General features: G+C 64.3%; 23 protein-coding genes. 5 read left to right on the forward strand and 18 right to left on the reverse strand.

Annotation, left to right across the window (positions count from 1 at the left end; genetic code table 11):
* Positions 1-62: 62 nt before the first annotated feature.
* The 3 genes from C3E77_RS13435 to C3E77_RS13445 form a co-directional block, all read right to left on the reverse strand.
* On the reverse strand, positions 63-1,235 hold the full coding sequence (locus C3E77_RS13435) for a serine hydrolase domain-containing protein (RefSeq protein ID WP_158270316.1): 1,173 nt from the start codon (positions 1,233-1,235) through the stop codon (positions 63-65).
* Between the two features lie 242 nt (positions 1,236-1,477).
* Complete coding sequence (locus C3E77_RS13440; protein WP_108393378.1) at positions 1,478-3,151, reverse strand: alpha-amylase family protein; 1,674 nt, start codon at positions 3,149-3,151, stop codon at positions 1,478-1,480.
* A gap of 5 nt (positions 3,152-3,156) precedes the next feature.
* Positions 3,157-4,134, reverse strand: a complete 978-nt coding sequence (locus C3E77_RS13445; RefSeq protein ID WP_108392254.1) for a TIGR03885 family FMN-dependent LLM class oxidoreductase — start codon at positions 4,132-4,134, stop codon at positions 3,157-3,159.
* Between the two features lie 107 nt (positions 4,135-4,241).
* Here C3E77_RS13445 and C3E77_RS13450 point away from each other — a divergent pair, with 107 nt between their 5' ends.
* The 3 genes from C3E77_RS13450 (at position 4,242) to C3E77_RS13460 (ending at position 7,121) form a co-directional block, all read left to right on the forward strand.
* Positions 4,242-4,544 carry a DUF2470 domain-containing protein gene (locus C3E77_RS13450; RefSeq protein WP_108392256.1) on the forward strand — a complete coding sequence of 101 codons (303 nt, stop codon included), beginning with the start codon at positions 4,242-4,244 and terminating at the stop codon, positions 4,542-4,544.
* A 181-nt stretch (positions 4,545-4,725) separates the two neighbouring features.
* Positions 4,726-5,376, forward strand: coding sequence for a biliverdin-producing heme oxygenase (locus tag C3E77_RS13455; protein WP_108392258.1), 651 nt, complete (start codon positions 4,726-4,728; stop codon positions 5,374-5,376).
* 47 nt (positions 5,377-5,423) lie between these two features.
* Complete coding sequence (locus tag C3E77_RS13460; protein ID WP_108392260.1) at positions 5,424-7,121, forward strand: long-chain-fatty-acid--CoA ligase; 1,698 nt, start codon at positions 5,424-5,426, stop codon at positions 7,119-7,121.
* A 3-nt stretch (positions 7,122-7,124) separates the two neighbouring features.
* On the opposite strand, the gene C3E77_RS13465 is transcribed toward C3E77_RS13460, so the two are convergent.
* The gene (locus tag C3E77_RS13465; protein ID WP_108393380.1) at positions 7,125-8,420 is read right to left on the reverse strand and encodes an ATP-dependent DNA helicase; all 1,296 of its coding nucleotides are present in this window, start codon (positions 8,418-8,420) and stop codon (positions 7,125-7,127) included.
* A gap of 220 nt (positions 8,421-8,640) precedes the next feature.
* Here C3E77_RS13465 and C3E77_RS13470 point away from each other — a divergent pair, with 220 nt between their 5' ends.
* Positions 8,641-9,678, forward strand: coding sequence for a hypothetical protein (locus C3E77_RS13470; RefSeq protein ID WP_108392262.1), 1,038 nt, complete (start codon positions 8,641-8,643; stop codon positions 9,676-9,678).
* A gap of 126 nt (positions 9,679-9,804) precedes the next feature.
* On the opposite strand, the gene C3E77_RS13475 is transcribed toward C3E77_RS13470, so the two are convergent.
* From C3E77_RS13475 to rpmB, 7 genes are all read right to left on the reverse strand, one after another.
* Positions 9,805-11,880, reverse strand: coding sequence for a bifunctional copper resistance protein CopD/cytochrome c oxidase assembly protein (locus C3E77_RS13475; RefSeq protein ID WP_108392264.1), 2,076 nt, complete (start codon positions 11,878-11,880; stop codon positions 9,805-9,807).
* A gap of 140 nt (positions 11,881-12,020) precedes the next feature.
* Positions 12,021-12,308, reverse strand: coding sequence for an HU family DNA-binding protein (locus C3E77_RS13480; RefSeq protein WP_108392266.1), 288 nt, complete (start codon positions 12,306-12,308; stop codon positions 12,021-12,023).
* Between the two features lie 296 nt (positions 12,309-12,604).
* Positions 12,605-15,070 (reverse strand): glycoside hydrolase family 65 protein, encoded by a 2,466-nt coding sequence (locus C3E77_RS13485; protein WP_108392268.1) that lies wholly within the window; start codon positions 15,068-15,070, stop codon positions 12,605-12,607.
* Complete coding sequence (locus C3E77_RS13490; RefSeq protein WP_108392270.1) at positions 15,067-15,837, reverse strand: HAD family hydrolase; 771 nt, start codon at positions 15,835-15,837, stop codon at positions 15,067-15,069. The genes C3E77_RS13485 and C3E77_RS13490 overlap by 4 nt, the downstream gene beginning before the upstream one ends.
* A 179-nt stretch (positions 15,838-16,016) precedes the next feature.
* A complete protein-coding gene (gene rpsN / locus C3E77_RS13495; RefSeq protein WP_108392272.1) occupies positions 16,017-16,322 on the reverse strand; it encodes a 30S ribosomal protein S14 in 306 nt (101 codons plus the stop codon).
* Positions 16,323-16,325: 3 nt separating this feature from the next.
* The gene (rpmG, locus tag C3E77_RS13500) at positions 16,326-16,493 is read right to left on the reverse strand and encodes a 50S ribosomal protein L33 (protein ID WP_108392274.1); all 168 of its coding nucleotides are present in this window, start codon (positions 16,491-16,493) and stop codon (positions 16,326-16,328) included.
* Positions 16,493-16,729, reverse strand: a complete 237-nt coding sequence (rpmB, locus tag C3E77_RS13505; protein ID WP_108392276.1) for a 50S ribosomal protein L28 — start codon at positions 16,727-16,729, stop codon at positions 16,493-16,495. Before rpmB ends, rpmG begins: the two co-directional genes overlap by 1 nt.
* Before the next feature lie 327 nt (positions 16,730-17,056).
* Here rpmB and C3E77_RS13510 point away from each other — a divergent pair, with 327 nt between their 5' ends.
* On the forward strand, positions 17,057-17,665 hold the full coding sequence (locus C3E77_RS13510; protein ID WP_108392278.1) for a hypothetical protein: 609 nt from the start codon (positions 17,057-17,059) through the stop codon (positions 17,663-17,665).
* 71 nt (positions 17,666-17,736) lie between these two features.
* Here C3E77_RS13510 and C3E77_RS13515 read toward each other — a convergent pair whose 3' ends face one another.
* The 7 genes from C3E77_RS13515 to C3E77_RS13545 all read right to left on the reverse strand — a co-directional run bounded on the left by C3E77_RS13515 (position 17,737) and on the right by C3E77_RS13545 (position 23,589).
* A complete protein-coding gene (locus tag C3E77_RS13515) occupies positions 17,737-18,141 on the reverse strand; it encodes a Fur family transcriptional regulator (protein WP_108392280.1) in 405 nt (134 codons plus the stop codon).
* 44 nt (positions 18,142-18,185) lie between these two features.
* A complete protein-coding gene (locus C3E77_RS13520) occupies positions 18,186-19,043 on the reverse strand; it encodes a metal ABC transporter permease (protein ID WP_416046408.1) in 858 nt (285 codons plus the stop codon).
* On the reverse strand, positions 19,043-19,891 hold the full coding sequence (locus tag C3E77_RS13525) for a metal ABC transporter ATP-binding protein (protein ID WP_108392284.1): 849 nt from the start codon (positions 19,889-19,891) through the stop codon (positions 19,043-19,045). Before C3E77_RS13525 ends, C3E77_RS13520 begins: the two co-directional genes overlap by 1 nt.
* Positions 19,888-20,859, reverse strand: a complete 972-nt coding sequence (locus C3E77_RS13530) for a metal ABC transporter solute-binding protein, Zn/Mn family (protein ID WP_108392286.1) — start codon at positions 20,857-20,859, stop codon at positions 19,888-19,890. Before C3E77_RS13530 ends, C3E77_RS13525 begins: the two co-directional genes overlap by 4 nt.
* Positions 20,860-20,892: 33 nt before the next feature.
* Positions 20,893-21,591, reverse strand: coding sequence for a hypothetical protein (locus tag C3E77_RS13535; RefSeq protein ID WP_108392288.1), 699 nt, complete (start codon positions 21,589-21,591; stop codon positions 20,893-20,895).
* Between the two features lie 100 nt (positions 21,592-21,691).
* Positions 21,692-22,585 carry a glycine betaine ABC transporter substrate-binding protein gene (locus C3E77_RS13540; protein ID WP_108392290.1) on the reverse strand — a complete coding sequence of 298 codons (894 nt, stop codon included), beginning with the start codon at positions 22,583-22,585 and terminating at the stop codon, positions 21,692-21,694.
* Positions 22,586-22,701: 116 nt separating this feature from the next.
* Positions 22,702-23,589, reverse strand: a complete 888-nt coding sequence (locus tag C3E77_RS13545) for a glycine betaine ABC transporter substrate-binding protein (protein WP_108392292.1) — start codon at positions 23,587-23,589, stop codon at positions 22,702-22,704.
* Positions 23,590-23,627: the final 38 nt, after the last annotated feature.

Below are 23,627 nucleotides of genomic sequence, written 5' to 3' on the forward strand. Positions count from 1 at the left end.
CGCTGAGCGGGAGAGAGAAGCCGCCGCTTCTCGGCGGGTTCCGGCCATCTTCGGTGGATGCCTCAGCACACGCCGCTCGCGGCAAGTTGGGCCGACATCTGCTCCTCCGACCAGGGCAGCCCGATCTCGGGCTGAGCCCCTGTGCCGGACGGAGCGGCTTTCGACGCAATCGCTGCGAGCTTCATCGCGAGCGTTTGAGCGAACTGTTCGCCCGCGCTCGAGTTGTTGAGCATCACGACAACGGTCAAGCCCGATTCCGGATCGGCGAGCATCGCGGAAATATGACCGGGCATGTAACCAGACTGGCCCCGCATCGGTCCAACCTGCAGCGCACCCGGGCCGAATGACTGCCAGGACGGGGCTCCCGTCATCGGCATCGTCTCCCACGCTGCATCCTTCGTGTCCGGGCCGCGGAGCGAACCGACCGCGAGAGCCTGCACGTACCGTTTCAGGTCACCCACTGTCGACACGACACCGCCGGCGGCGAAGACCATCGAGTTCGACAGCTTCGACTCGTCATAGGGCGCGTCGCACACGAAGGACCCATCCGGTTGCCTGCGCCCTTCCCAACCGCTCGCGAACGGTTCAGGGAGGGTCAGGTCGTGTGGGCCGGGGTATCCGGTCTTGGCCATACCGAGCGGCTCAAAGACGTAATCGTTGTAGAGAGCGGCCATGTTGGACTGCGTCGCCGCCTCGAGCGCGAGTCCGAGAAGCACGTAGTTCGGTTCCGACGGTGAGTAGGTCGTTCCCGGTGTGGCGACGGCGGGGTAGGAGACACCGTGCGACACCAGCTCGAGAGGCGTCCAGAGCCGCTGCGGGTTGCTCGCGAACATCTGCTTCAGCTGCACCGGGTAGTCCCCGAAGCCGGAGGTACTCCGACAGAGTTGCCCGAGGGTTCTGCCGTCCGCCCCGACGACACCGGGGAGATAATCCGCGACGTCGTCGTCGAGCGACAACCGCCCGGCATCGACGAGGGCAAACAGAACATCGCACGTCATCGGCTTGGTATTCCCGCCGACGCGAAAGTGCATGTCCCGCGTCATCGGCGCTCCGCCCGGTGTCACCGTTCCCGCCGCCTTGGTCCAGCGTCCCGACCACGGTGCCCACACTCCGACGACAGCACCGGATGCCGCAGCGAGCGCCATTGAATCGGCGAGCGCCGCGTCGAGCTGCTGAACCGTCGCGGGTGGAAGATCCCCCGCGATCTGTTCCGGCAGGTCGATCGGCGTTTGCATCGGCCCGGAAGCGCAACCCACTAGCGCCGCAACGACGCTCATGGCGGCTGCAAACGCGATGAAGCGAGCGCCTCTGGATCCCGTAGTTCTCATCCATCCCCCGATGGCTCAACGAGGGGCGATCATAACCACGGCCGATCACGTCTCCGAGAGGCCAAAGACAGGTGCGACGAATCCGTTATGCGATCAAGACACTGCGTGGCCGGATTTCGCCAGTGCAGCCGCCGTCAGTGCAGGTGCCGTCAGTACAGGCGCCTGCTCCCGGGCTCGATCACCCGAAGCCACCGGTAGCCGTAGCCTCCCAGTTCGAACCGGCCGGCACCGTCATCGGAGAGCGTGACCTCACCGGTGGTGAGCAGGTCGACAAGCCGGGTACCTGCCGCCGTATCGGGAATGGTGAGCTCGAGGCTCACCGGATCCGGGCCGAAGTTGTGCAGTGCGACCATGCGGCCCTCCGACGCGCTCACGACATGCGCCAGTACCGCCCTGTTCGGCTGATCGAGCACCTCAAAGTCACCCCAGCCGATCTCTGAGGAGTTGCGGTAGGTCCTGATGAGCGTCCTGATGAAACTCAGCAAAGAACCCGGCTCGTGGCGTTGCTCAGCTACGTTGACGAACCGCGGCGCATAGCCGTCGTCGACCACTGGCGCTGTCAGCCGCCGCGGCTTCGCGTTCGAGAAACCACCGTTCGGCTCGGGCGTCCACTGCATCGGCGAGCGAACCGCCTCACGACCACTGATGTCGCGGTTCTCGCCCATACCGATCTCTTCACCGTAAAACAGCACGGGCGTGCCTGGCATCGAAAAGAGGAGGCTGTACGCCATCCGAATGCGTCGCGGGTCACCGCTGAGCATCGTCGGCAGCCGACGGATGATGCCCCGACCGAACACGCGCATGTCCTCGTCAGGGGCGAACGCGGTGAAGACCTCGTCACGCTCGGCGTCGCTGAGCTGGTCGAGGGTCAGTTCGTCGTGGTTCCGCAGGAAGTTCGCCCACTGCGCGGGTTGCCCGAGCCGCGGGCGGCTCGCCAGCGCTTCGGCGAGCGGTGCCGCGTCTTCCCGCGCGAGCGAGAGATAGAACTTCTGCATGGCGACGAAATCGAACTGCATGGTGAGTTCGTCGAATGCTTCGCCTCCGAAATACGTGAGCTGCTCCTCACGCGGGAGGTTCACCTCACCGAGGAGGATGCCGTCTCCCGTCCGCCTGCCGAGGAACGCCCTGAGCGACTTGAGGTAGTCGTGCGGGTCTCCGTACTCATCTCCTGCAACAGCGCCGGGATCACCCTCGATGAAGAAAGGAACGGCGTCGACGCGGAACCCGCTGAGTCCAAGCTCGAGCCAGAACCCCATGATCTTCGCGATCTCTTCGCGCACCGCGGGATTCTCGACATTGAGGTCGGGCTGGTGACGGTAAAACCTGTGCAGGTAGTACTCGCCCGTCTTCTCGTCCAGCTCCCACACTCCGGATTCCTGACCGGGAAACACGGTCTCCGGCTGGTTCGTGGGAAGGTCCTTCCGCCAGACATAGAAGTCGCGGTACGGCGAGGTGACGCTCGAACGGGACGCCTTGAACCACGGATGCTGGTCGGACGTGTGATTGACGACGAGATCGGCGATCACCCTCATCCCCCTGTCCTTCGCCATGCGTAGAACCTCGACGAGGTCGCCGTGATGGCCAAGCCTCGAGTCGACCCCGTAAAAATCGGTGATGTCGTAACCGTCATCGCGGTCGGGCGTTGGATAGAAGGGCATCAGCCACAAACACGTCACGCCCAACTCGGCCAGGTAGTCGATGCGCTGAGCAAGCCCGGCGAAGTCTCCGACGCCGTCGTTGTTCCAGTCAAGGAACGTCTCGACATCCAGGCAGTAGACGACGGCGTTCTTCCACCAGAGATCGGCGGTGTCGGTCTTCTTCATGTCGTTCATGCGAACTGCCCGAGCACGCGGTCACCAAAGACGTCGAGGAACTGGTCCTGCTCGGTTCCGACGTGGTGCAGGTAGATCTCGTCGAAACCGAGGTCAACGAACTCGGCGATCCGCGCCGCGTGCCACGCGGCATCCGATGAGACCAGAACACTCCCCCGCACATCCTCGGGCCTGACGTGGCGAGCTGCCTCGTCGAAGGCCTCGGGCGTGTCGAGGTCCCAGCTGACCGGTGCGGAGAAGACATTGGTCTTCCACTGCTCGTGGGCGATGGCGAGCGCTTCGTCATCGGTGTCCGCATAGCTCAGGTGCACCTGCAGCACGACGGGCCCACGACCGCCGGCGCCACGGTACGCGTCGATGATCCGGCGAAGGGCGTCCGGCTCCTGCAGGACCGTGGCGAGGCCGTCCGACCATGGCGCGACGAAAGCTGCGGTTTCCGGGCTTGTGGCCGCGCCGAGCAGCGGTGGCGGTGAGTCGGGCAACGTCCACAGGCGAGCGCGATCCACGGTGATCAAGCCGTCGTGACTGACCTCGTTGCCGGCGAGCAACTGTCGCATGACATCGACGCTCTCGCGCAGACGTTCGTTTCGGAGGCTCTTGCGTGGCCAGCCATCTCCGGTGATGTGCTCGTTGACGTTCTCGCCCGAGCCGAGCGCTGCCCAGAACCGACCGGGATACATGGCCTCGAGGGTCGCCGCGGCCTGGGCGATGATCGCCGGGTGGTATCGCTGACCGGGAGCGTTGACGACGCCGAGCTTGAAGCTGGTGGCCTGCAGCGCGGCCCCGAGCCAGGACCACGCAAAACCGGAATGCCCCTGGTCCTTGCCCCACGGTGCGAAGTGGTCCGAACACATCGCGGCGTCGAACCCCACCTCTTCCGCTCGGATCACCGAGTCGAGCAAACGGCGGGGGTGGATTTGTTCGTGGGATGCGTGGAAACCAAGGATCACTGCGTGTTCCGCCTTTCGGGTCATGCCCGAGCATAGGGAGTTCTCATGCGCCCGGACCAGCCCTCGCGTTTGCCGTCCGCCGCGTGGTATCCAAATTGACTTTCCACGCGGACGTCGGCTGTGATGAGGTCATGGCAGCTCACAATTTCGACTCGACCGTCGTCGACGCGGTCCTCCGGCATATGAACAGCGATCATGCCGACGACAACCTCCTCATCGCGAGGGCGTTCGTCAGCCCTGACGCTTCAGCGGCGAGAATGGTGGGCCTCGACGGAGACGGCGGAACCTGGCTCGTGTGGGTCGGCGGTGAGGAGCGGGAGGTTCAGATTCCGTGGTCGACTCCGGTCACGGAACGCGCCGAGATCCGCCGGGAGGTCGTCGTCCTGTACGAGGCAGCGTGCGCCAGACTCGGGGTCTCCGCGCGCGACCACTGAGTCACCGCCACCCGGCATCCGCTGGCCGTGGACAGCGCTGCCAGCCCCATAACATCCTTGCGCCGTGATTGCCAGTCGCCCGCTGAACTCAGCGTTCTGCCCGGACTGTTTCGATAGAATATGGCTGACCGCGGCGTTCTCCACCCTGACCGCAACCGCAACCGCCGACGACGGAGTCCCCATGTCAGTCATTCCCTTCTCACAGGAGCTTCGCGAGCGCACTCGCACGAGTCACTCCGAGAGCGAAGGCGCGGACTTCATGGGCGACCTGATGAGCGGCAAGGGCACGGTCAGTGACTACGTAGCCCTCGTGGTCCAGCACTACTTCATCTACGAAGCCCTCGAGGCCGCAACCGAACGCATGAAGAACGACCCTGTGGCGCTCCCGTTCATCTCCGACAAGCTGACACGGCTCCCGGCGATCGAGGAAGACCTGCGGTTTCTCATCGGCGACGAATGGCGCGACCAGATCAGCCCTCTGGGAACGACGGTGGCGTACGTCGACCGCATCCGTGAGGTTGCCGCGGTCTGGGCCGGCGGATTCGTCGCGCACCACTACACCCGTTACCTCGGCGACCTCTCCGGCGGTCAGGTGATCCGTACCCTTATGCAGCGCCAGTTCGGCTTCGAAACCAACGGGGTCGGCTTCTACCTCTTCGGCGACATCGCCGAACCCAGGCGCTTCAAAGACACCTACCGCGAACAGCTGGATGCTGTGCCGTGGGACGAAGACGAGCGGTCGCGCGTGATCGACGAAGTTCGCGTTGCGTACCAATTCAACACAGATCTCTTTCTCGACCTCTCGCGTGCAAAGGCAGCGAGCGTGGCCTAGAGATCGTTTCCGTTCCAGGATGCGTAAGTTCCAACCCGAGGAGAAGTGTGAATCCGTTTGAAAACAAGCCGTGGCTTGACGCGTATGCGCCGGGTGTGCCGCACGAAATCACCCTGCCGACGGGGTCACTCGTCGACATGATCGAGGATGCCGTCCGGCGATTCCGGTCGAAGCCCGCGCTCGAATTCTTCGGCAAGAGCATGACATACGGCGAACTCGGCACCGAGATCGGGCGAGCGGCTGAGGGCCTTCGACGGCTCGGCGTGAAAAAGGGCGACAGGGTCGCCCTCGTGCTTCCCAACTGCCCGGAGCACGTTGTCGCCTTCTACGCAGCGCTCCGCCTCGGCGCGGTCGTCGTCGAGCACAACCCGCTCTATACGGCGCGGGAACTCCGCCACCAGTTCGAAGACCACGGCGCCCGCGTCGTGATCGCGTGGGACAAAGTCACCGACACCGTTGCCGGGTTCCCCGCAGACCTTCCCCTCGACGCAATCGTGTCCGTTGACATCACCAAGTCGATGCCGTTGTCGACGAGGCTCGCCCTCCGCCTCCCCGTCAAGAAGGCTCGCACCTCCAGGTCCGCGCTCACGAGCGGAACCGTCACCCGCGGCGCCACCACCTGGTCACAACTGGTCTCCCAGGGCACCTTGCGGAAGCGCCACCCGCGACCGGATGTGCACGACCTTGCACTGCTCCAGTACACAAGTGGAACCACGGGAACCCCGAAGGGTGCCCAGCTCAGTCACTTCAACCTTCGCTCGAACGCCGAACAGGGTCGCGCATGGGTGCCGGGACTCCGCGAGGGAGCAGAGGTGTTCTACGGCGTCCTCCCCCTCTTCCACGCCTACGGCATGACCCTCTGCCTGACCTTCGCCATGAGCATGGGTGCACGCCTTGTGCTCTTCCCGAAGTTCGACGTCGACCTGGTCCTCTCTGCTTTCGCGAAGCATCCGGCCACCTTCCTCCCCGCCGTCCCACCGATCTACGACGCACTCGAGCGGGAAGCAGAGCGCCGCAAGATCGACCTGTCCGGGATCAGGTACTCGATCTCGGGCGCCATGAGCTTGCCGGTGTCCATCGTCGAACGGTGGGAGGAGTCGACGGGAGGCCTGCTCGTCGAGGGTTACGGCATGACCGAGACGTCACCTGTCGCTGTCGGCAACCCGATCGGCCCCACACGGCGGCCCGGCACCGTCGGCGTGCCATTCCCGAGCACGGAGATCCGCGTCGTCGACCCGGAGAACCCGTCGGTCGACCGTGAACCCGGCGAGGCCGGCGAACTCCTCCTCCGCGGGCCACAGGTCTTCTCCGGGTACTGGAACCGGCCGACGGACACCGCTGCCGTTCTCGACTCGGACAACTGGCTGCGCACGGGCGACATCGTCGAGGTGTCTGACGATGGTTTCATCACCGTCGTCGACCGGGTGAAGGAGCTCATCGTCACCGGAGGGTTCAACGTTTCGCCCTCAGAGGTCGAGGCCACACTCATCAGCCACCCCGACGTCAGGGAAGCCGCCGTCGTCGGACTACCGCTCCCCTCCGGCGGCGAGCAGGTCGCTGCTGCGGTCGTGCTCAAGCCCGGCGCGGTCTTCGATGAGATCGGGCTTCGCGACTTCTGCCGTCACGGGCTCACCGCGTACAAGGTGCCGAAGCGCATCACGGTCGTCGACGACCTGCCCCGTTCCCTCATCGGCAAGGTGATGCGACGCGAGGTCCGTGAGGCGATGCTGAAGAAGGGCGCCTGACGCTCAGCGCTCGATGCCGCGCATGAATCGTTCGACATCCTTGTCGACGATGATGTCGCGCGGCCGCAGGGGCCTGGTCAGGTACAGCCCGTCGAGTGACGTCAGCCTGCTCAGCGCGACGTAGGTCTGGCCCGGGCTGAATGCCCGGTCACCGAGATCTACGATCGCGCTGTTGTAGGTCTTGCCCTGGGACTTGTGGATCGTAACGGCCCACGCCAGCCGCAGCGGGAACTGCGTGAACTCGGCGACGATTTCCTTTTTGAGCTTCTTCGTCGCCGCGAGGTAGCTGTACCGGTACTTCTCCCAGACGACGGGTTCGACCTCGAAGACGTCGCCGTCGACCTCGACGAACACGTTGACGTCGATCTTCGTCACTGTGCCGATTGTTCCGTTGACCCAGCGCTGGCCCTCGCCTCCGCCACCGGTGTCATTGCGCAGGAACATGACCTGCGCACCGACCTTGAGTTCGAGCGACTCGTCAGCGGGGTACGACGCCTTGCCGAAATCACCGCTGACCTCGGCCTCTGCCTTGAGGGCGCGGCCTGGCAGCTTGGCGAGCGCCGCCGCGTTGATCCGGTTGACGATGTCATTTCGGGTGGCGAGAGTGATCGTTCCGTCATCCGGTGGCGTCCTCGCCCCTGTGCTGTTGAGGATGCCGGCGATTTCCGCGGTCACCTGACCGAACCGCACTGCGTTGAGCATGTGCTTGAAGTCAGCGTCAGCCTGCCGGTGGATTTCGGTGAGCTCGATGACCTTGAGCGGCGACTCCTGCCAGACCTTCGCGTCGAAGAACCAGAACGACCGGTAGGTGTCGGCGATGTAATTGCGCTCATCGCCCTGCCCTGGCACCGGTGCCAGCTGGTACGGGTCACCGAACAGCACGAGCTGCACGCCGCCGAACGGTTCGTGCCTCCGCTGCCGCGCCTGCCGGAGGCTCCGGTCGATGGCATCCATCAAGTCGGCATTCACCATGGACACCTCGTCGATCACGAGCGTGTCTATGGTGTTGAGCAGCTTCTTGAGCGCGTCGTTCTGGTCGATGTCGTGATCGGCAATAAGTCCGATCGGAAGCCGGAAGAGCGAGTGGATGGTCTGCCCGCCCACATTGAGCGCGGCCACCCCGGTCGGCGCACAGATGACGATCTGCTTCTCTGTTCGCCACGCCAGGTGGTTGAGCAGGGTGGACTTACCGGTTCCTGCCCGCCCGGTGACGAAAATGTGCTCGCGGGTTCCCTCGATGAGGTCGAACACGAACTGCTGCTCGGGAGACAGCTCGATCGTCGGTTTGGTCTGGGTCACGGATGCCTTCACTTCTTACGTCTGCACCTCAATGGTATGCGGCGTCGCGCAGCCGTTGGAGCGGGCCTCGCCACACCGGCATCCGCCGCCCCGGCCCCTCGCCCGTGCACGTGCCCCTTCCGCATAGGATAGCGGGGTGAGCCAGGTCCAAGCCCCGCACGACCCCAATCCGCAGCAGGCCGTGCCCCCGGCCGGGCCCGAAACGCCCCAGCGGACGAAAATGAGCGAGAAGTCAAAGCTGCTCGTGACCTGGCTCGTCGTCGGAGTGCTGCTCGTGGTCTCGGCGTTTGCGGCAATCGGCGCACTCAACCGTGACGTATACGGCCCGGGGGCCTTCGTGGGTACCTACCTGTCGGAACTCGCTGAAAAGGATGCCGCTGCGGCGCTGGCAATGCCCGGTGTCGAGATCAGCAAGACCGATCTCAAGGCCGCCGGTCTGCCGGAAGGCGCTTCGGGTGCGCTGCTGCGGAATGCAACGCTTGGCTCCATCGAAGAGATCACCGAGATCGCAGACGAGGAGGTCGGCGACGGCGTCCACGAGGTCACGTTCTCCTACGAAGCCGACGGCGTTTACGGGGAGTCGACGTTCACCGTCGCTCCGAACGGCACCCGGTTCCCGCTCATTCCCACCTGGAAGTTCGAGGTGAGCCCTGTCGCTGTGGTGAACCTCTCTGTCGAGCACGCCACGGCGTTCACCGTCAACGGGTTCGACGTCGATACTCGCGCGGTCGCGCCCGCCGAACAGAAGCCGGCGTTCGACAACATCGTCAACCTGCAGGTGTTCACGCCCGGGCATTACACCTTCGAGACGTCGACCGATCTGCTCGAATCCGAGCAGGAGAAAGTACTCGTCGATGTCCCGTCGGACATGCACGAAGCGGCTGTCACCGCTGGACCGACCGAGGAGTTCGTCGAGAAGGCACAGGAGGCTGTCGACGCCGCCCTCGACACGTGTGCCGAACAGGTGGTTCTGCAGCCGACCGGCTGCCCGTTCGGCATCCTGATCGACGACCGCGTCGATGGTGAGCCCACCTGGTCGATGGATGACTACCCCGAGATCACGCTCGAGGCGGGTGCCGAATCGTGGCTCATTCCGTCGACAACGGGCACCGCGCAGATCGATGTCGACGTCCAGTCCCTGTTCGACGGCTCGATCACCAACTACAAGGACGACGTCGACTTCACGATGGACGGGCAGATCTACCTGCTGTCCGACGGCTCCATGCAGGCGCTCGTCACCGGCGAGCCGGTCTCCTAGGACCGCACCCGCGCTGCCCCTTCGGCCGAGAGCATCACTTCCGGTCGAGAACACCCCGCGCAACCGATGCGCTCGACCGGAACTGATGCGCTCGCGCGCGCGGCACGTGGGAGTGACAAGGGGTCGCTACGCGGACGCGCCCGGCCTTCCCTGGCCGGAGACCGCGTCGGACCTCTCCGCGCCTCTCGCGCCCACCTGGTCGGCATCGGGCCCCGCGGTGGCCGCACCCTCGTCACCCTCATCGGCCTTCGCCAGCCGCGCGAGTCGCTCGTTGTACTCGTTGAGTTCGGCGTCACCTGTGCGGTCGGCGTTCCGGTCGAGGCGCTTCGCGTCCTTGGCGTCGCTGCGGCTCCACTGAATCGCGACGGTGATCGCCAGGGCGATCGTTGGGAGTTCGCCGATGCTCCAGGCTATGCCTCCACCGTTCTGCTGGTCGATCAGCGGAGGGTCACCCCAGGTGCGGCCCATTGCACCGAACCAGTCGGGCAGGAACAGGCCGACATTGGACATGATCGAGAGTCCGAAGAACGCGTGGGCAGCCATCGTGGCGAGAAGTACCAGCAATCGCATCGGGTAGCTCAGCCGAACGGGAACGGGATCGATACCGATGATCGATTGCACGAACAGGTACCCGGTGAGCAGGAAGTGGACGATCATCCACTCGTGGCCAATGTGATCGACGGTCGCCCACCGGAACAGCGGTGAGTAGTAGAACACCCAGAGCGAACCGACGAACAACGCGGCCGCAACGATGGGATTCGTGAGGAATCCTGCGTATTTGGAGTGAACCGCGAGCAGGATCCACTCCCGGGGACCCCGGGAACCGTCGGTGCGCTTGTTGATGGCGCGCATCGCCAGGGTGATGGGAGCACCGGGCACCAGCAAAACGGGCACGAGCATGGTGAGGCCCATGTGGCCAAGCATGTGCACGCTGAACAGGTAGTCCTGGTAAGCGGCGACGCCGCCGTTGGTGAGGTAGAACAGCACGAGAAGGCCAAGCACCCAGGAGACGGCGCGCAGCACCGGCCACCGGTCACCGCGGCGGCGCAGCCGCACGACGCCGGCGAGGTAGAAGAAGATCCCGAAGGCGCAGATGAGCAGCCAGATGAGATCGATATTCCACACGGTGAAGTACCGCTCGGCCGTGAGCTCTGCCGGGAGGGGCTCGCCGGTGAGAAGCTCGGCCGCCGTCGGCGTTCCGCCGAGTTCCTCAGGAACCGGAGTGGCGGTCCGGGCGAGGGCAGCCGCGAGCCCCGACGCAATACCCATGAACGCCAGCTCGACAGACACGAGTATCCAGAAGTATCGTCCGACCGTATTGGCCGCCGCTGCCATCCTGCCGATCAGCCATGACCGCTGCAGTGCGCCGAATACCCCGAGCACGATGAGTGCCCCGACCTTCGCGAGCACGAGAACGCCGTACGGGGTGAACAACTGGTCCCAGGTGCCGACGCGGAGTGCCGCGCTCGCGTAACCGGAGACGGCCACCACGATGAAGGAGACGAGAGCGATTGTCGAGTACCGCTTCATCACGGGGATGATCCTGTCGCCGCTCAGGGCGTTGCGCAGCAGCACGATCGTGACCAGCCCGCCCAGCCAGACGGCGGCGAACACCAGGTGCAGTCCGAGCGCGTTGACGGCGGCCTCGTGACCGGCGCTGCCGGCGGCGTGGCCCTGCTGCGCCATCGGCACGAGCGAGACGACCGCGAGAATCCCGACGAACACCATGAGGGTCTGGCCGCGCACGGCGAAGCACAGCACCGTGAGCGTCGCAGCAATCAGGGTGGTGACGAGCCAGGCCTGACCGAGTTCCACATCGGTGAAGAACATGCCGAGCTTCGACCCGAACTGGTCGTCGAAGCTGAGCGCCGTCCCCGTGACGTTGAGGAAGGTGAAGAATCCGGTCATTCCGGCGGCAACCGTGTACAACGCTGCTCCGGCAGCCGCGATGTCGAGGGCCCGGTGGTACTCGTCCTTCTTCGCGGACAGGGCGAACAGGGCGAGCAGGATCGGCCCGAGGGTCAGTGCAGCGCCAAGGTTCACGAGCATCTTCGCGATCGGCAGTCCGAACCGGACAACCGCACCCGGGTCACCGATGGGGCGTGCGTTCGCTCCGCCACCGAAGGCCAGGGCCACGATCAGCGTCACGAATGCCGCGGCGACAAGGGCGGCTGGACCGGCTAAGCGGATTACTCGGGACACACGTCAAGCCTACGTTGTCGTACCTGCACGCCGCGTCTGAGCGCAGGCACCGTGAACCGCAGCACGCGCCAACGGATACCGCGTTAACGGCAGAAAGGGATGCCGCTTTCGCGGCATCCCTTTCTGGAAAGCGGAAGAACCTACTTCGCAGCAGCCTTCAGCTTGGAACCAGCGGAAACCTTGACGGAGTGGCCGGCCGGGATCTGGATCTCGGCGCCGGTCTGCGGGTTGCGACCCGTGCGAGCTGCACGAGCGGTGCGCTCGACGGCGAGCCAACCCGGGATGGTGACCTTGACGTCGTTGCTGACCGAGTCAGCGAGCACGCCGAACAGCGAGTCGAGGACGCCACCGACGGTAGCCTGGCTCTGGTTGGTCTCAGCTGCGATCTTTGCAACGAGCTCGGTCTTGTTAAGCGACTTATCAGCCATTGAGTTGTCCTCCTCGGACTTTGCTTTCTACAGCCTGTTTATAACTGTCCGCGGGCATTTCTTCACCCACGGTGGGTCTGTCTGACCGCCTCGAATGTATCAGAGTTCCGCATGTTTTCGCGGAAATACGCTCCGTGTGACCCATTTTTCTGCGGCGTGTCACAGCATCAGCCTCTCTGACCCCATCGAAAACGTCATTTTTCACGCTCTGAGCGAAAATCTGCACGATTCCGCCGTTGTCAGTGCCATCTCCGGGTGGCCCCCGCAGCTCTCGCTCGGCAGCCCACCCGGCGGGGCTAGGACTCCGTCTGGACCGGCCCGGGCGCTGCTGACGGCAACATGATGCTGCCGTCCTCCCGCCGGTTCCGGCGCTTCTGCACCGGAGCGTCCTTGCGGATCGGACCCTGCCCATCGAGAGCGATTTCAGCGTCGCGCCCTGGTGCCACCTCAAACGATTCGCCCCGGACGACGAAGGGAACGGTGCCTTCTCCATCGACAACCGAGACGCGCATGGCATCCGCCGTGAGGTGGACGAGTACCCGCGTCCCGCGCCAGGTCAGCCGGTAGCGAAGCTCTGACCACGTCGCCGGGAGACGCGGGTCGAAACTCAGCTCGCCGCCATAATCCCGCATTCCCCCGAAGCCGTAGATGAGCGAGCTCCACACTCCGCCTGCCGCAGCAACGTGCACGCCGTCCTGGCTGTTTCCGTGCCGGTTCTCGAGATCGACGAACGCCGTATCGATGAAGTAGTCAAGGGCGAGGTCCTGGTATCCGACTTCAGCCGCCATGATCGACTGCGCCACCTTCGACAGGCTCGAATCGCTCGTGGTGAGCGGATCGTAGTAATCGAAGTCGGCGAGCTTCTCGTCGAAGGTGAACTGGTCGCCCTGCAGGTACAGCGCGAGAACGACGTCGGCCTGCTTGAGCACCTGGAACCGGTAGATCACGAGCGGGTGATAATGCAGCATGAGCGGCTTGCGGTCCTCGGGAGTGGCCTCGAGGTCCCAGACCTCCCGCTCGAGGAAGTGCGAGTCCTGCGGATGGATCTTGAGGCTCTCGGCGTAGGGGATCGTCATCGCTGCAGCGACCCGTTCCCACTCCTCGAGCTCCGAATCCTCGAGCTCGAGCCGCTTCACCGCACGCGCGTACGCGTCAGGTCGCTCCTGCTCGAGCTTTCTCAGCGCTTCGATGGCGTAACGGAGGTTGAACCGCGCCATCACGTTGGTGAACAGGTTGTTGTTGACGACCGTGGTGTATTCGTCCGGCCCGGTGACACCGTGGATCTCGAACCGCTCTTCTCCGTTACGGCGCCAGAACCCGAGGGTGGCCCACATCCGTGCGGTTTCAACAGCGATGTCGATGGCCCCTTGGCTCAGGAAATCAATGTCGCCCGTCGCGTGAATGAACTTCGCGAGCGCATAGGTCACGTCGGCATTGATGTGGTATTGCGCAGTGCCCGCTGCGTAGTACGCGGATGCCTCTTCACCGTTGATCGTCCGCCAGGGAAAGAGAGCGCCAGCTTCATTGAGCTCCCGCGCGCGCTCGCGCGCTTTGGGCAGCATCTGCTCCCGGATCCGAAGCGCGTTCCGTGCCCAGAGCGGGCTCGTGTACGTGAGAAACGGCAGCACATAGATTTCGGTGTCCCAGAAGTAGTGGCCGTTGTACCCGTTTCCGGTGACGCCCTTTGCCGGCACGCCTAGTCCGTCGGCCCGTGCTGACGCCTGGGCAAGCTGGAACACGTTCCAGCGCACGGCCTGCTGCAGTTCATCCTGCCCGGGCGTCTCAACATCGGAGCGCGACCAGAATTCCGTCAGCCACTCCTTCTGCCTTGCGTACTGCGCCGGCACGCCAGCCGAAGCGATCCGGTCGAGGGTGCGCCTGCACCTGTCGATGAGCTCGCGTGTCGGAGTGGTGCGGGAGCTGTGGTAACTCACGACCTTCGTGATTTTGACGGGGTCTCCGCGCCTGGCGTCGACGGAGAAGACATTCTTGGCGATATCGCCGTCGATGTATCGTTCGACCGTGTAATCGTTTGACGTCTCGATCAGGTGATCCGCTGCCACGGCGAGCGTCATGCCCGAATGCGCCGTCTCATAGCTCAGGACGCTTCGGTTACCGTCCTGCCAGTGCTCCTGCGGCTCGAGTACCCGCTCGGACACCCGGCCTCCCGCACGGGGATCGCTCTGTTGCGCCTTGCCGCCGACACCGGTGGGGCCGTCATACTCGTCTTCACCGTCCTGCCGGTTGAGTATCTGGCAGGAGATGGTCAGCGGAGCATCGGCGTCGAGCACCGTCACCTCAAGGGTCATGACGGCCAGGTGACGCTCGGGGAACGAGACCATGCGGCTCGCGGACACCTGCACTTGCTTGCCCGATGGGGTCAGCCAGACCAGGTCGCGCCGCAGCACGCCGTCGCGGAAGTCCAGCGCACGCTCATAGCTGAGCAGGTCGGCGTCACCGAGCGACAGTGGTTCGTCGTCAACGTAGAGCCGCATCACCTTGCTGTCGGGCGCATTCACCATGATCTGTCCGACCTGGGCGAACCCATACGCGTCCTCAGCGTGGCGGATCTTCCAGGTCTCGTGCAGCCCGTTGACGAAAGTGCCGTGCTCGTAGGCCCTTCTCCCCTCGGCCGCGTTGCCACGCATGCCGATGTAGCCGTTGCCTACCGCGAAGAGAGACTCGGTCTCACCGAGGGTTCTGCGGTCGTACTCGGTCTCGATGAGCCGCCACGGGTCAACAGGAAAGCGATCGCGATTCATGCTCTGTTGCGCTCCTCGGTAGGGACTGCTCCGTGCGCATACACGGCAAGATCATCGATGACGACGTCAGCTCCGGCCGCGAGCAGCGCATCGATTCCCGCTCCCCGGTCGACGCCGACCACGAGCCCGAAGTCGCCGGCGCGCGCCGAGGCCACTCCCGAGATCGCATCCTCGAACACCGCGATTTCGGACGGACTGATCTGCAACTTTTCGGCGGCGTAGAGGAACATGTCCGGCGCCGGCTTACTCCCGAGCGCCTCGTCAGCGGCAACAACGCCGTCGACGATCACGGCGAACCGGTCAAGCATGCCTGCACTGGTGAGGACCCACCGCGCGTTCTTCGAACTCGAAACGACGCCCATCGGCATCCGTTTGGCATAAAGCTCATCGACGAGGGCAAGCGAGCCGGGATACGCTCTGATGCCACGCTCCTCGAGGACGCGGGAGAAGTAGCCGTTCTTGCGGTTCCCGATACCGCATACCGTGTCAGCGGCCGGCGGGTCGTCAGGCGACCCGAGCGGCACCTGGATACCGCGAGATGCCAGCAGGCTCGCGACCGCCTCATAACGCTGTTTGCCATCGAGGTACTCGAAGTAGTCGTCGTCGGTATACGGCCGGGACACACCCTTTTCGGCGAAGACCCCGTTAAACATGGACTGCCATGCGTATCGGTGCAGGTCAGCGGTCGGCGTCAGTACCCCATCGAGGTCGAAGAGCACAGCGCTGACCTGGTCGAGACTGCGAAAAGCCGGGTGGGGTGCATTCACATCGTGCGCGTTCAGTGGGTACTCCTGAGCATCGGGTAAGAGTGTGAAACTGACTCTACGACAGAGCGGACCGGCCACAGAACCTGACCGGCAGACTTGCGCGCGGGTGGCCAGGGGCGTTAATGACAAAAACGGGTGCCGGCCAGAAGGCCGACACCCGTTTCAGGGTTCGAGAGTGCTTACCAGCTCGACTTGGTGATGCCGGGCAGCTCGCCCTTGTGCGCCATGTCGCGGAAGCGGACACGCGAGATGCCGAACTTCGAGAGGTGGCCGCGGGGGCGTCCGTCAACGGCGTCACGGTTGCGCAGGCGCACCGGTGAGGCGTTGCGGGGGAGCTTCTGCAGGCCGACACGAGCGGCTTCACGCGATTCGTCTGTGCCGTTCGGGTCCACGAGGGCCTTCTTCAGCTCGAGGCGCTTTGCTGCGTAACGCTCAACGATAACTTTGCGCTGGTTGTTCTTCGCAATCATGCTCTTCTTAGCCATGGCTTAGCGCTCCTCTCGGAATTCAACGTGCTTGCGCACTACGGGGTCGTACTTCTTCAGTACGAGACGGTCTGGGTTGTTGCGACGGTTCTTCTTGGTCACGTAGGTGTAACCGGTTCCTGCCGTCGAACGAAGCTTGATGATCGGACGAACGTCCTGGGTCTTTGCCATTAGATCTTCTCCCCACGGGCCAGCAGGTCCTTGACGACCGACTCGATTCCACGAGCATCGATAACCTTGATGCCCTTGGCGCTCAGCGTGAGCGTGACGTTACGGCGAAGCGACGGTACGAAGTACGTCTTCTTCTGCACGTTCGGGTCGAAGCGACGCTTGGTGCGTCGGTGCGAGTGCGAAATGTTGTGTCCGAAGCCGGGAATGGCTCCGGTCACCTGGCAGGTTGCTGCCATGGTTCTCTCCTTCAGTACCGCAGGACTCTCGCCCTGCCCAAGATCTCTTGTCGGCACACGCAAACCACCCGAATTCATAGCGGAGGGAGTGTCTGTGCGATCCGAACGGGAGGTGCCCGCTCAGCCAAGGATCCATCGTACAGGAGATTCGGCGTCCCGGCGAATGGAGCACAAGCGACCGGTCAGCACTGTCGCGCCGAACCAAGGAAGCTGGCAGGCCGTTCTTAGCCTCCTGATAGCACCGCCACTCACAATCGAGTTACAGGCAGCAGCCGATGAAACCACAGGTCCACAGAGAATCCGAACAGGAGCACAGACACCAGAAACATGCGTAAAGACACACCAAACACCAACGAAAACAACCCGAACGTGAACACCGGAGGCACCAGCGCAGGAGCGCCGAACCCGGCGAACCCGAGCGCAGGCCCGAACGTCGGCCCCAACGCGGGCCCGAACCCGAACACGGGCGCGCCAACGGTCGACCCGAACGAGCCTCGCGCTTACCCGCAGTCAGCGTTCACGTATCCCCCGGCAGAACCCACGGAGAAGCACACCGACTCCAGCCGCCCCAGCGGCAAGCGCATCGCCCTGATGAGCGTCGCGGGCGTCGCCCTCGCCGCTGTGCTCTTCGGTGGTGGCTTCTGGGCGGGAACCGCTGTCGACGACGGCCCCAGGATGTCCCACAGCAGGTCGCACGACGGCCCTGGCATGGGCGAGTGGAGAGGCCAGGGCGGCCCAGGGGGTGATGGCCGTGAGGGCGGACCCGGCGACAGCAGCCACATACGCCCGGACGACCTGGATCGCGACGAGATCAGCCCGGACCGTACCGGTCCAGACGAGACAACCCCGGAGGACGATGATTCGACCCCGGAGACTGACGAAGGATCCGACCCGGCTGACACCGAACCCGCGAACCCCTCGCTCTACATTCGCTGACGCGCATCACCTGAGCCCATACAGCGCCCGCACCTGATCGACCCCGATCGGGTGCGGGCGTTTCTACGTTGTCACGCCGTGGTTATCGCACGCGAGCACTGGGCACAGTAGCCGAAGATGTCGACGATGTGCTGCGCCTCGGTGAATCCATGTTCGGATGCCGTTCGCCTGGCCCACTGCTCAACCTCGGTGGCCTCGATCTCGACCGTCAGCCCGCACTTGCGGCAGATCAGATGGTGATGGTGCCCGGTCGACGCACAGGCGCGGTAAAGACTCTCGCCATCGGGAGACTGCAGCGAATCCGCTTCACCGACCGTGGCGAGATCCGCCAGGGCGCGATAAACCGTTGCCAGTCCGATCGGTGACCCCGCGTCGCGCAAACCCTGGTGGAGGCCCTGCGCACTGACGAATCCTTCACGCGAATCGAGCGCTTCGCGAACCGCTTCACGCTGCCAGGTATTTCTCTTGACGGCCACGACTCACCTCCGCAATTCGACTGTTGGAATGATCTTTGTCATGGCTAGCGTAGCCCCGGCCGCGTCTTCGTGCGCAGGCCCATGAGCCTCGCGACGAGGTAGATCGTGAACGAGATCGTCGTGATGTACGGGCTGATCGGGAGCGAGCCTCCGAGAGCGAGCAGAATGCCGCCAACCGCCGAAACAAACCCGAAGACCATCGCAAGCACGGGCACCCAGAGCGGCGATGCCGACAACCGGAGTGCCGCTGCGGCAGGCGTGACGAGGAGCGCAAGAACGAGCAGTGCACCAATGATCTGAACCGAGACTGCGACGATGAGGCCGAGCAACACCATGAACGCGAGCGAGACAAAGCGAGTGGGAACACCACGCGCGGCAGCGACGTCGGCGTCGAGGCTGTCGAAGCTCAGCGGGCGCCACATCCACAGCAGCCCGGCGAGCACGACGATGCTGATCCCGGTCAGCCAGACCAGCTGAGGGTCGTCGACCGAGATGATCTGGCCGGTGAGCAGCCCGAACTTATTACCGCTCCTGCCCGGATACAGGGCAAGGAACAGGATGCCGAGGCCGAGGCCGAACGGCATCAGCACGCCGATGATCGAGTTGCGATCGCGCGCTCGCGATCCGAGCAGCCCGATCATGATCGCGGCGACCAGCGCACCCGCGATCGAGCCCGCGACGACATTGACCCCGAACAGCAACGCAGCCGCCGCACCGGCAAAGGAGAGCTCGCTGATGCCGTGCACGGCGAACGCCATGTCGCGCTGCATCACGAAGACGCCGATGAGCCCGCCGACGATGCCGAGGATCGCGCCCGCGATGAGCGAGTTCTGCACGAGAGCGAGCAGCTCGCCGTAATTCTCGAAGTTGAACAGCCGACCCCAGAGGTCATCGAGCGAAATCACAGGCCGGCCTCCCCGTGGGAGTGGTGGTGATGGTGGGTCTCGCTATCGGGAATCCCAACCACAACAACGCGTTCGCCCGTGCGGATCACGTCGACCGGTGTGCCGTAGAGCTCGGAGAGCACGTCGCTCCGAAGCACCTCATCCGGCGTTCCCTCGCGGAACTGGCCCCCGGCGAGGTAGAGGATCCTGTCGACCATGCCGAGCACCGGGTTGACGTCGTGGGGGACGAACACAACGGGGGTCCCGTGCTCACGACGTCTGCGGTCAATGAGCTCGGAGACACCCCTCTGGTGCTGCAGGTCGAGACTCAGCAGTGGTTCATCGCACAGCAGCAGTCGCGGGTCGCCCGCGAGCGCCTGGCCAACGCGCAGCCGCTGCTGCTCGCCGCCGGAGAGGTTGCCGACCGGTTCGTCGGCATACGCGGTCGCACCGACGGCGTCGAGCAGCTCGTCGACCTGTCGCTTCTCGGATGCGCGCGAAACGGGAAGGCCGAAGCGGTGCCCGTTCACGCCGAGTGCCACGAGGTCACGGGCGCGCATCGGCGTCCCGCCCGGTATCAGTTTCTGCTGCGGGATGTAGCCGATCCTTCTGTCGCCACGACGAACCGGGTGCCCATCGAAGCCGGCGGTCCCCGAGTCGAGCTTCTGTTGGCCGAGGATGGTCTTCAACAGGCTCGTCTTGCCGGACCCGTTTGGCCCGAGCACCGCGAGGAACTCACCGGCGCAGACATCGAGGGTGAGCTTGTTCCAGAGCACGCGGTCTCCGAAGCTGAGTGCAGCCTCGGTGAGACTCAGGACCGGTTCGGTGGGGTGGCGGTGTCCGCCGGGCTCGGAGGGTGCACTCACGAGGCGAGCACGTCCGCGATGGCGTCGAGGTTGTTGGTCATCCAGCTCACATAGTCCTCACCGTCCGGAAGCGTCTCAGCGAACGAGACGACGGGGACGGAATTCTGGTCGGCAGCGTCCCTGACCTGTTCGGTTTCCGGGCTGCTCGTCTGCTCATTGTAGGCGAGCATCGCGACCTCGCCCGAGCCGAGGAGGTCGAGCGTCTCCCGGAGACTTGCCGGCGGCACATCGGTGCCTTCTTCGATGGCCTCGCTGAAGTCATCGGGGGTCAGGTTGCGAAGACCGGATGCCTCGAGCAGGTAAAGCGGGACGGGTTCGGTAAGTGCGACGGCGGTTCCGTCATTCTCTGTTTTGAGCTGCGCTGTGCGCTCGGTGAGCTCGGCGATGTCTTCGGAGAAGTCCGTGTAGTTCGCTGAGTAGCTTTCGGCGTTCTCCTCGTCGAGGTGCGAGAAGGTGTGTGCAAGCGCGCTTGCCAGTGCGTCGGCGGCCGCGAGGTCATACCAGACGTGCTCGTTCAGTCCCTCGATGTGCTCGTGTTCGTGGTCGTGCTCTTCGCCCTCGGCGTGGTTGTGATCCGCGTGGTCCTCGGTCTCGACGGGCGCCCGACCCGAGAGGTTGACGACGTTGACAAGTTCGGCGTCGTCGCTCGCCGCGGCATCGACAAGCGTGTCGATAAAGGGGTCGTAGCCGCCACCGTTCTCGATCACGACGTCGGCTTTCGAGATCGAGAGCTGGTCCCTGGCACTGGCCTCGTAGCTGTGCGGGTCCTGCGCGGCCGAGTTGATGATGCTCGTAACGTCAACGTGCTCCCCACCGATCGTCGACGCGATACTGCCGTACACATTGGTGGAGGCGACGACACGCAACCCCGAGGTCTCGTCAGCGGCAGGCTCAGCCTGGCCTGAGCATCCGGTCAGGAGAAGGGCTGCCACTGGAATCAGGACGAGGGATGCGCGGAGTGTGGTCACGAGAGACGATACTACCCGTAATGATAACGGTTATCAATTCAATCGCGGTGACCCTGCATTGGGCATCCGACGGTAACGCGCATCAGCGGCGGCGAGACCGGCGCGCATCGCCGCTCGCGACGCAGTGTCCCACGGGCCAGACGCGGCAAGCGGGATCTCGGTCATGAATCGGCGCTCCGCCTCAGGTATTCGCGCCACTACGGTGTCGGGGGCGCTCGCCGCGGTCGCATACAGGTCCGGCCCGTCCGCATAGAACAGGTCGGCAACCACGAGCCGGCCGTCAGCACCGCGCATCACGTTGGACGGGTTGGTGTCCAGTGGGCCACACCAGGCCAGTTCGCGCCGCGCCAGCGCGTGGATCCGCCGAACGACGTCGACAAGATCTGCAACGAACGGCTCCCTGGCCGCGAGGGTCCGGTGGAACGCGGCGGCGGTCGGCTCATCAACGGCATCAAGCCACTCCATGATCTGCAGGTCCCCTCCCCCGTCGAGCCGACGGTGCGCGAACAGGTGGGGCATCTGACGGGTATGCGCAGCCTCGCGATACAGCGCCGCCGTATATGGCCCGGTGGGGTCGAATGGGCTGATTCGCACCGCGGCGGATCCGTCAGGAGAACGCAGCGCGATCGCCCAGTCGCCGGCACCACACCGGCTCCAGCCCGCCTCGGTGAAAGCCCGCTCGGCCACCCTGTGGTCGGCGGCGGACGGGAGCGATGCGAGCGTGGCGTCCATCGCTACATTGTGCCTGAGCCGACCACGGGCACCAACCGGTGCACCGGAGACGACAACAGCCCGGCACGGGAAGGCATGCCGGGCTGTTGTCAGTGAGTATCTAGGAGGTGAGTCCGTCGACGTACTCCTGGTTGTCGTCGATCCACTTCTCGACGATCGGCGCGTAGTCATCACCGTCGTAGTCGACGAAGAGGACCTTCTCGAGCGAGTACAGCGTGTCGAGGTCCATCTCGAAGTCCGAGAGCCAGCCGGCGGCCGTCGGGTGAGTATCGCTGAAGTCGGTCGACGCGTAAGCGTGGATCGTCTCGACGGCGCCGAGGGCGCCCTCGGGGTCCTCGAGATTCTTGAGCGCGAACTCACCGTATGCCCAGTGCGGCTCCCACAGGGTGACGGCGATGTTCTCGCCCGCCTTCGTCGCACTCGTCAGTTCGGTGAGCATGGCCGACGTCGACGAGGTGACGTATTCCATGTCTTCGAGCCCGTAGGTCGGGATGACCCGTTCCTCTGTCGCCATGGTGAGCCCGGCACCCGGCTCGATGCCGACGATCTTATTGCCGAACAAATCAGCATTTTCAGCGAGTTCCGCGAGCGAGTCGATCGGGGCATCCGCGTTGACAGCGATCGCATTCTTACCTTCGTTGTTCCACGCGCCGAGTTCGACGATGTCGTCGCCATACTCATCGAGGTAGCTCTTGTGGGTGAACGGCAGCCAGACGTCGAGGGTCGCGTCATAGTCTCCGGCAGCAAGGCCCGCGAAGACCGGCGCAGGGTCTGCGTAGTCGAGCGTGACGTCATAGCCCTTGTCAGCAAGGATGCTCTCCCAGAGGACGCTCGTTGCGACGGCTTCGTCCCAGCCGTTGAAGACGGCGATCGAGACATCCTTCTCGTCACCGTTCTCGAGTGCTGCCGAGTTTTCGGCTGCGGTGCAGCCGGTGAGCGCGACGAGTCCGATGCTAAGCGCCGCTGCTGTTGTGATGCGTGTACCGATGTTCATGGGATTACCTTTCGGCCGCCGATATCCGGGCGGCTCGGTCTTGATGCCTGAACGAGAGAAATGACAAACGCCGGGGTGAGATCCAGCTCACCCCGGCGTTTGCCGGCTGTTTCAAACTAGGACGTGAGCCCGTCGACGTACTCCTGGTTGTCTTCGATCCACTTCTCGACGATCGGTGCGTAGTCGTCACCGTCGTAGTCGATGAACATGGCCTTCACGAGTGACATGAGGGTTTCGCTGTCCATCTCGAAGTTCTCGAGGTAGCCGGCAGCCTTCGGCGAGTTCTCGGCGAACTCGGTGCTTCCGTAGCTGTAGAGGCTCTCGGTGGCGCCGAACGCGCCCTCGGGGTCCTCGAGGTTCTTCAGCGGGAACTGCGCGTACGCGCGGTGCGGCTCCCACAGGGTGACGACAACGTTCTCGCCCTTGTCCGTCGCGCTCTTGAGTTCGGACAGCATGGCGGCCGTCGATGAGGTCAGGAACTCCATTTCGTCCAGCTCGTAGGTCGGGATGACCGCATCCTCCATCGCCGCGGTGAGGCCGGCGCCGGGCTCGATGCCGACGATCGTGTTGTTGAAGAGGTCGGCGTTGTCCGCGAGTTCCGCGATCGAATCGATCGGCGCATCCTCGTTGACCGCGAGTGTCAGCTTGGACTCGTCGTTCCATGCGCCGAGCTCAACGATGTCGTCGCCGTAGCTGTCGAGGTATGCCTCGTGGGTGACGGGCAACCACACGTCGGTCGTGAAGTCGTAGTCACCCGAGGAGAGGCCCTCGAAAACCGGCGCGGGATCGGCGAACTCGAGGTCGACGGAGTATCCCTCGTCCTCAAGGATCGTCTTCCAGAGCCAGCTTGTCGCCACTCCTTCATCCCAGCCGTTGAAGACGGCGAGTGTGAGATCGGTCTTTTCTCCCCCGTCCGCGGAGTCCGTCGTTCCTGCGCAACCGGCCAGGCCGACCATGCCGACGGTTGCCAGTGCTGCGATAGCGATTCTGCTGTGCTTCTTCATATGTGTTTCCCTCGTGGTGCTGTGGAATGAATGCTGTC

Source organism: Mycetocola zhujimingii, assembly GCF_003065425.1.
GTDB lineage: Bacteria > Actinomycetota > Actinomycetes > Actinomycetales > Microbacteriaceae > Mycetocola_A > Mycetocola_A zhujimingii.

What these genes read in the sequence shown, in the direction of transcription:
- C3E77_RS13480 (WP_108392266.1), bottom strand. Translation starts at nt 12,308, where the DNA reads ATGGCTGATAAGTCGCTTAACAAGACCGAGCTCGTTGCAAAGATCGCA.
- C3E77_RS13445 (WP_108392254.1), bottom strand. Translation starts at nt 4,134, where the DNA reads ATGACCCGAAAGGCGGAACACGCAGTGATCCTTGGTTTCCACGCATCC.
- C3E77_RS13510 (WP_108392278.1), top strand. Translation starts at nt 17,057, where the DNA reads ATGCGTAAAGACACACCAAACACCAACGAAAACAACCCGAACGTGAAC.
- C3E77_RS13535 (WP_108392288.1), bottom strand. Translation starts at nt 21,591, where the DNA reads ATGGACGCCACGCTCGCATCGCTCCCGTCCGCCGCCGACCACAGGGTG.
- C3E77_RS13455 (WP_108392258.1), top strand. Translation starts at nt 4,726, where the DNA reads ATGTCAGTCATTCCCTTCTCACAGGAGCTTCGCGAGCGCACTCGCACG.
- C3E77_RS13540 (WP_108392290.1), bottom strand. Translation starts at nt 22,585, where the DNA reads ATGAACATCGGTACACGCATCACAACAGCAGCGGCGCTTAGCATCGGA.
- rpmB (WP_108392276.1), bottom strand. Translation starts at nt 16,729, where the DNA reads ATGGCAGCAACCTGCCAGGTGACCGGAGCCATTCCCGGCTTCGGACAC.
- C3E77_RS13470 (WP_108392262.1), top strand. Translation starts at nt 8,641, where the DNA reads ATGAGCGAGAAGTCAAAGCTGCTCGTGACCTGGCTCGTCGTCGGAGTG.
- rpmG (WP_108392274.1), bottom strand. Translation starts at nt 16,493, where the DNA reads ATGGCAAAGACCCAGGACGTTCGTCCGATCATCAAGCTTCGTTCGACG.
- rpsN (WP_108392272.1), bottom strand. Translation starts at nt 16,322, where the DNA reads ATGGCTAAGAAGAGCATGATTGCGAAGAACAACCAGCGCAAAGTTATC.
- C3E77_RS13545 (WP_108392292.1), bottom strand. Translation starts at nt 23,589, where the DNA reads ATGAAGAAGCACAGCAGAATCGCTATCGCAGCACTGGCAACCGTCGGC.
- C3E77_RS13440 (WP_108393378.1), bottom strand. Translation starts at nt 3,151, where the DNA reads ATGAAGAAGACCGACACCGCCGATCTCTGGTGGAAGAACGCCGTCGTC.
- C3E77_RS13485 (WP_108392268.1), bottom strand. Translation starts at nt 15,070, where the DNA reads ATGAATCGCGATCGCTTTCCTGTTGACCCGTGGCGGCTCATCGAGACC.
- C3E77_RS13435 (WP_158270316.1), bottom strand. Translation starts at nt 1,235, where the DNA reads ATGCAAACGCCGATCGACCTGCCGGAACAGATCGCGGGGGATCTTCCA.
- C3E77_RS13450 (WP_108392256.1), top strand. Translation starts at nt 4,242, where the DNA reads ATGGCAGCTCACAATTTCGACTCGACCGTCGTCGACGCGGTCCTCCGG.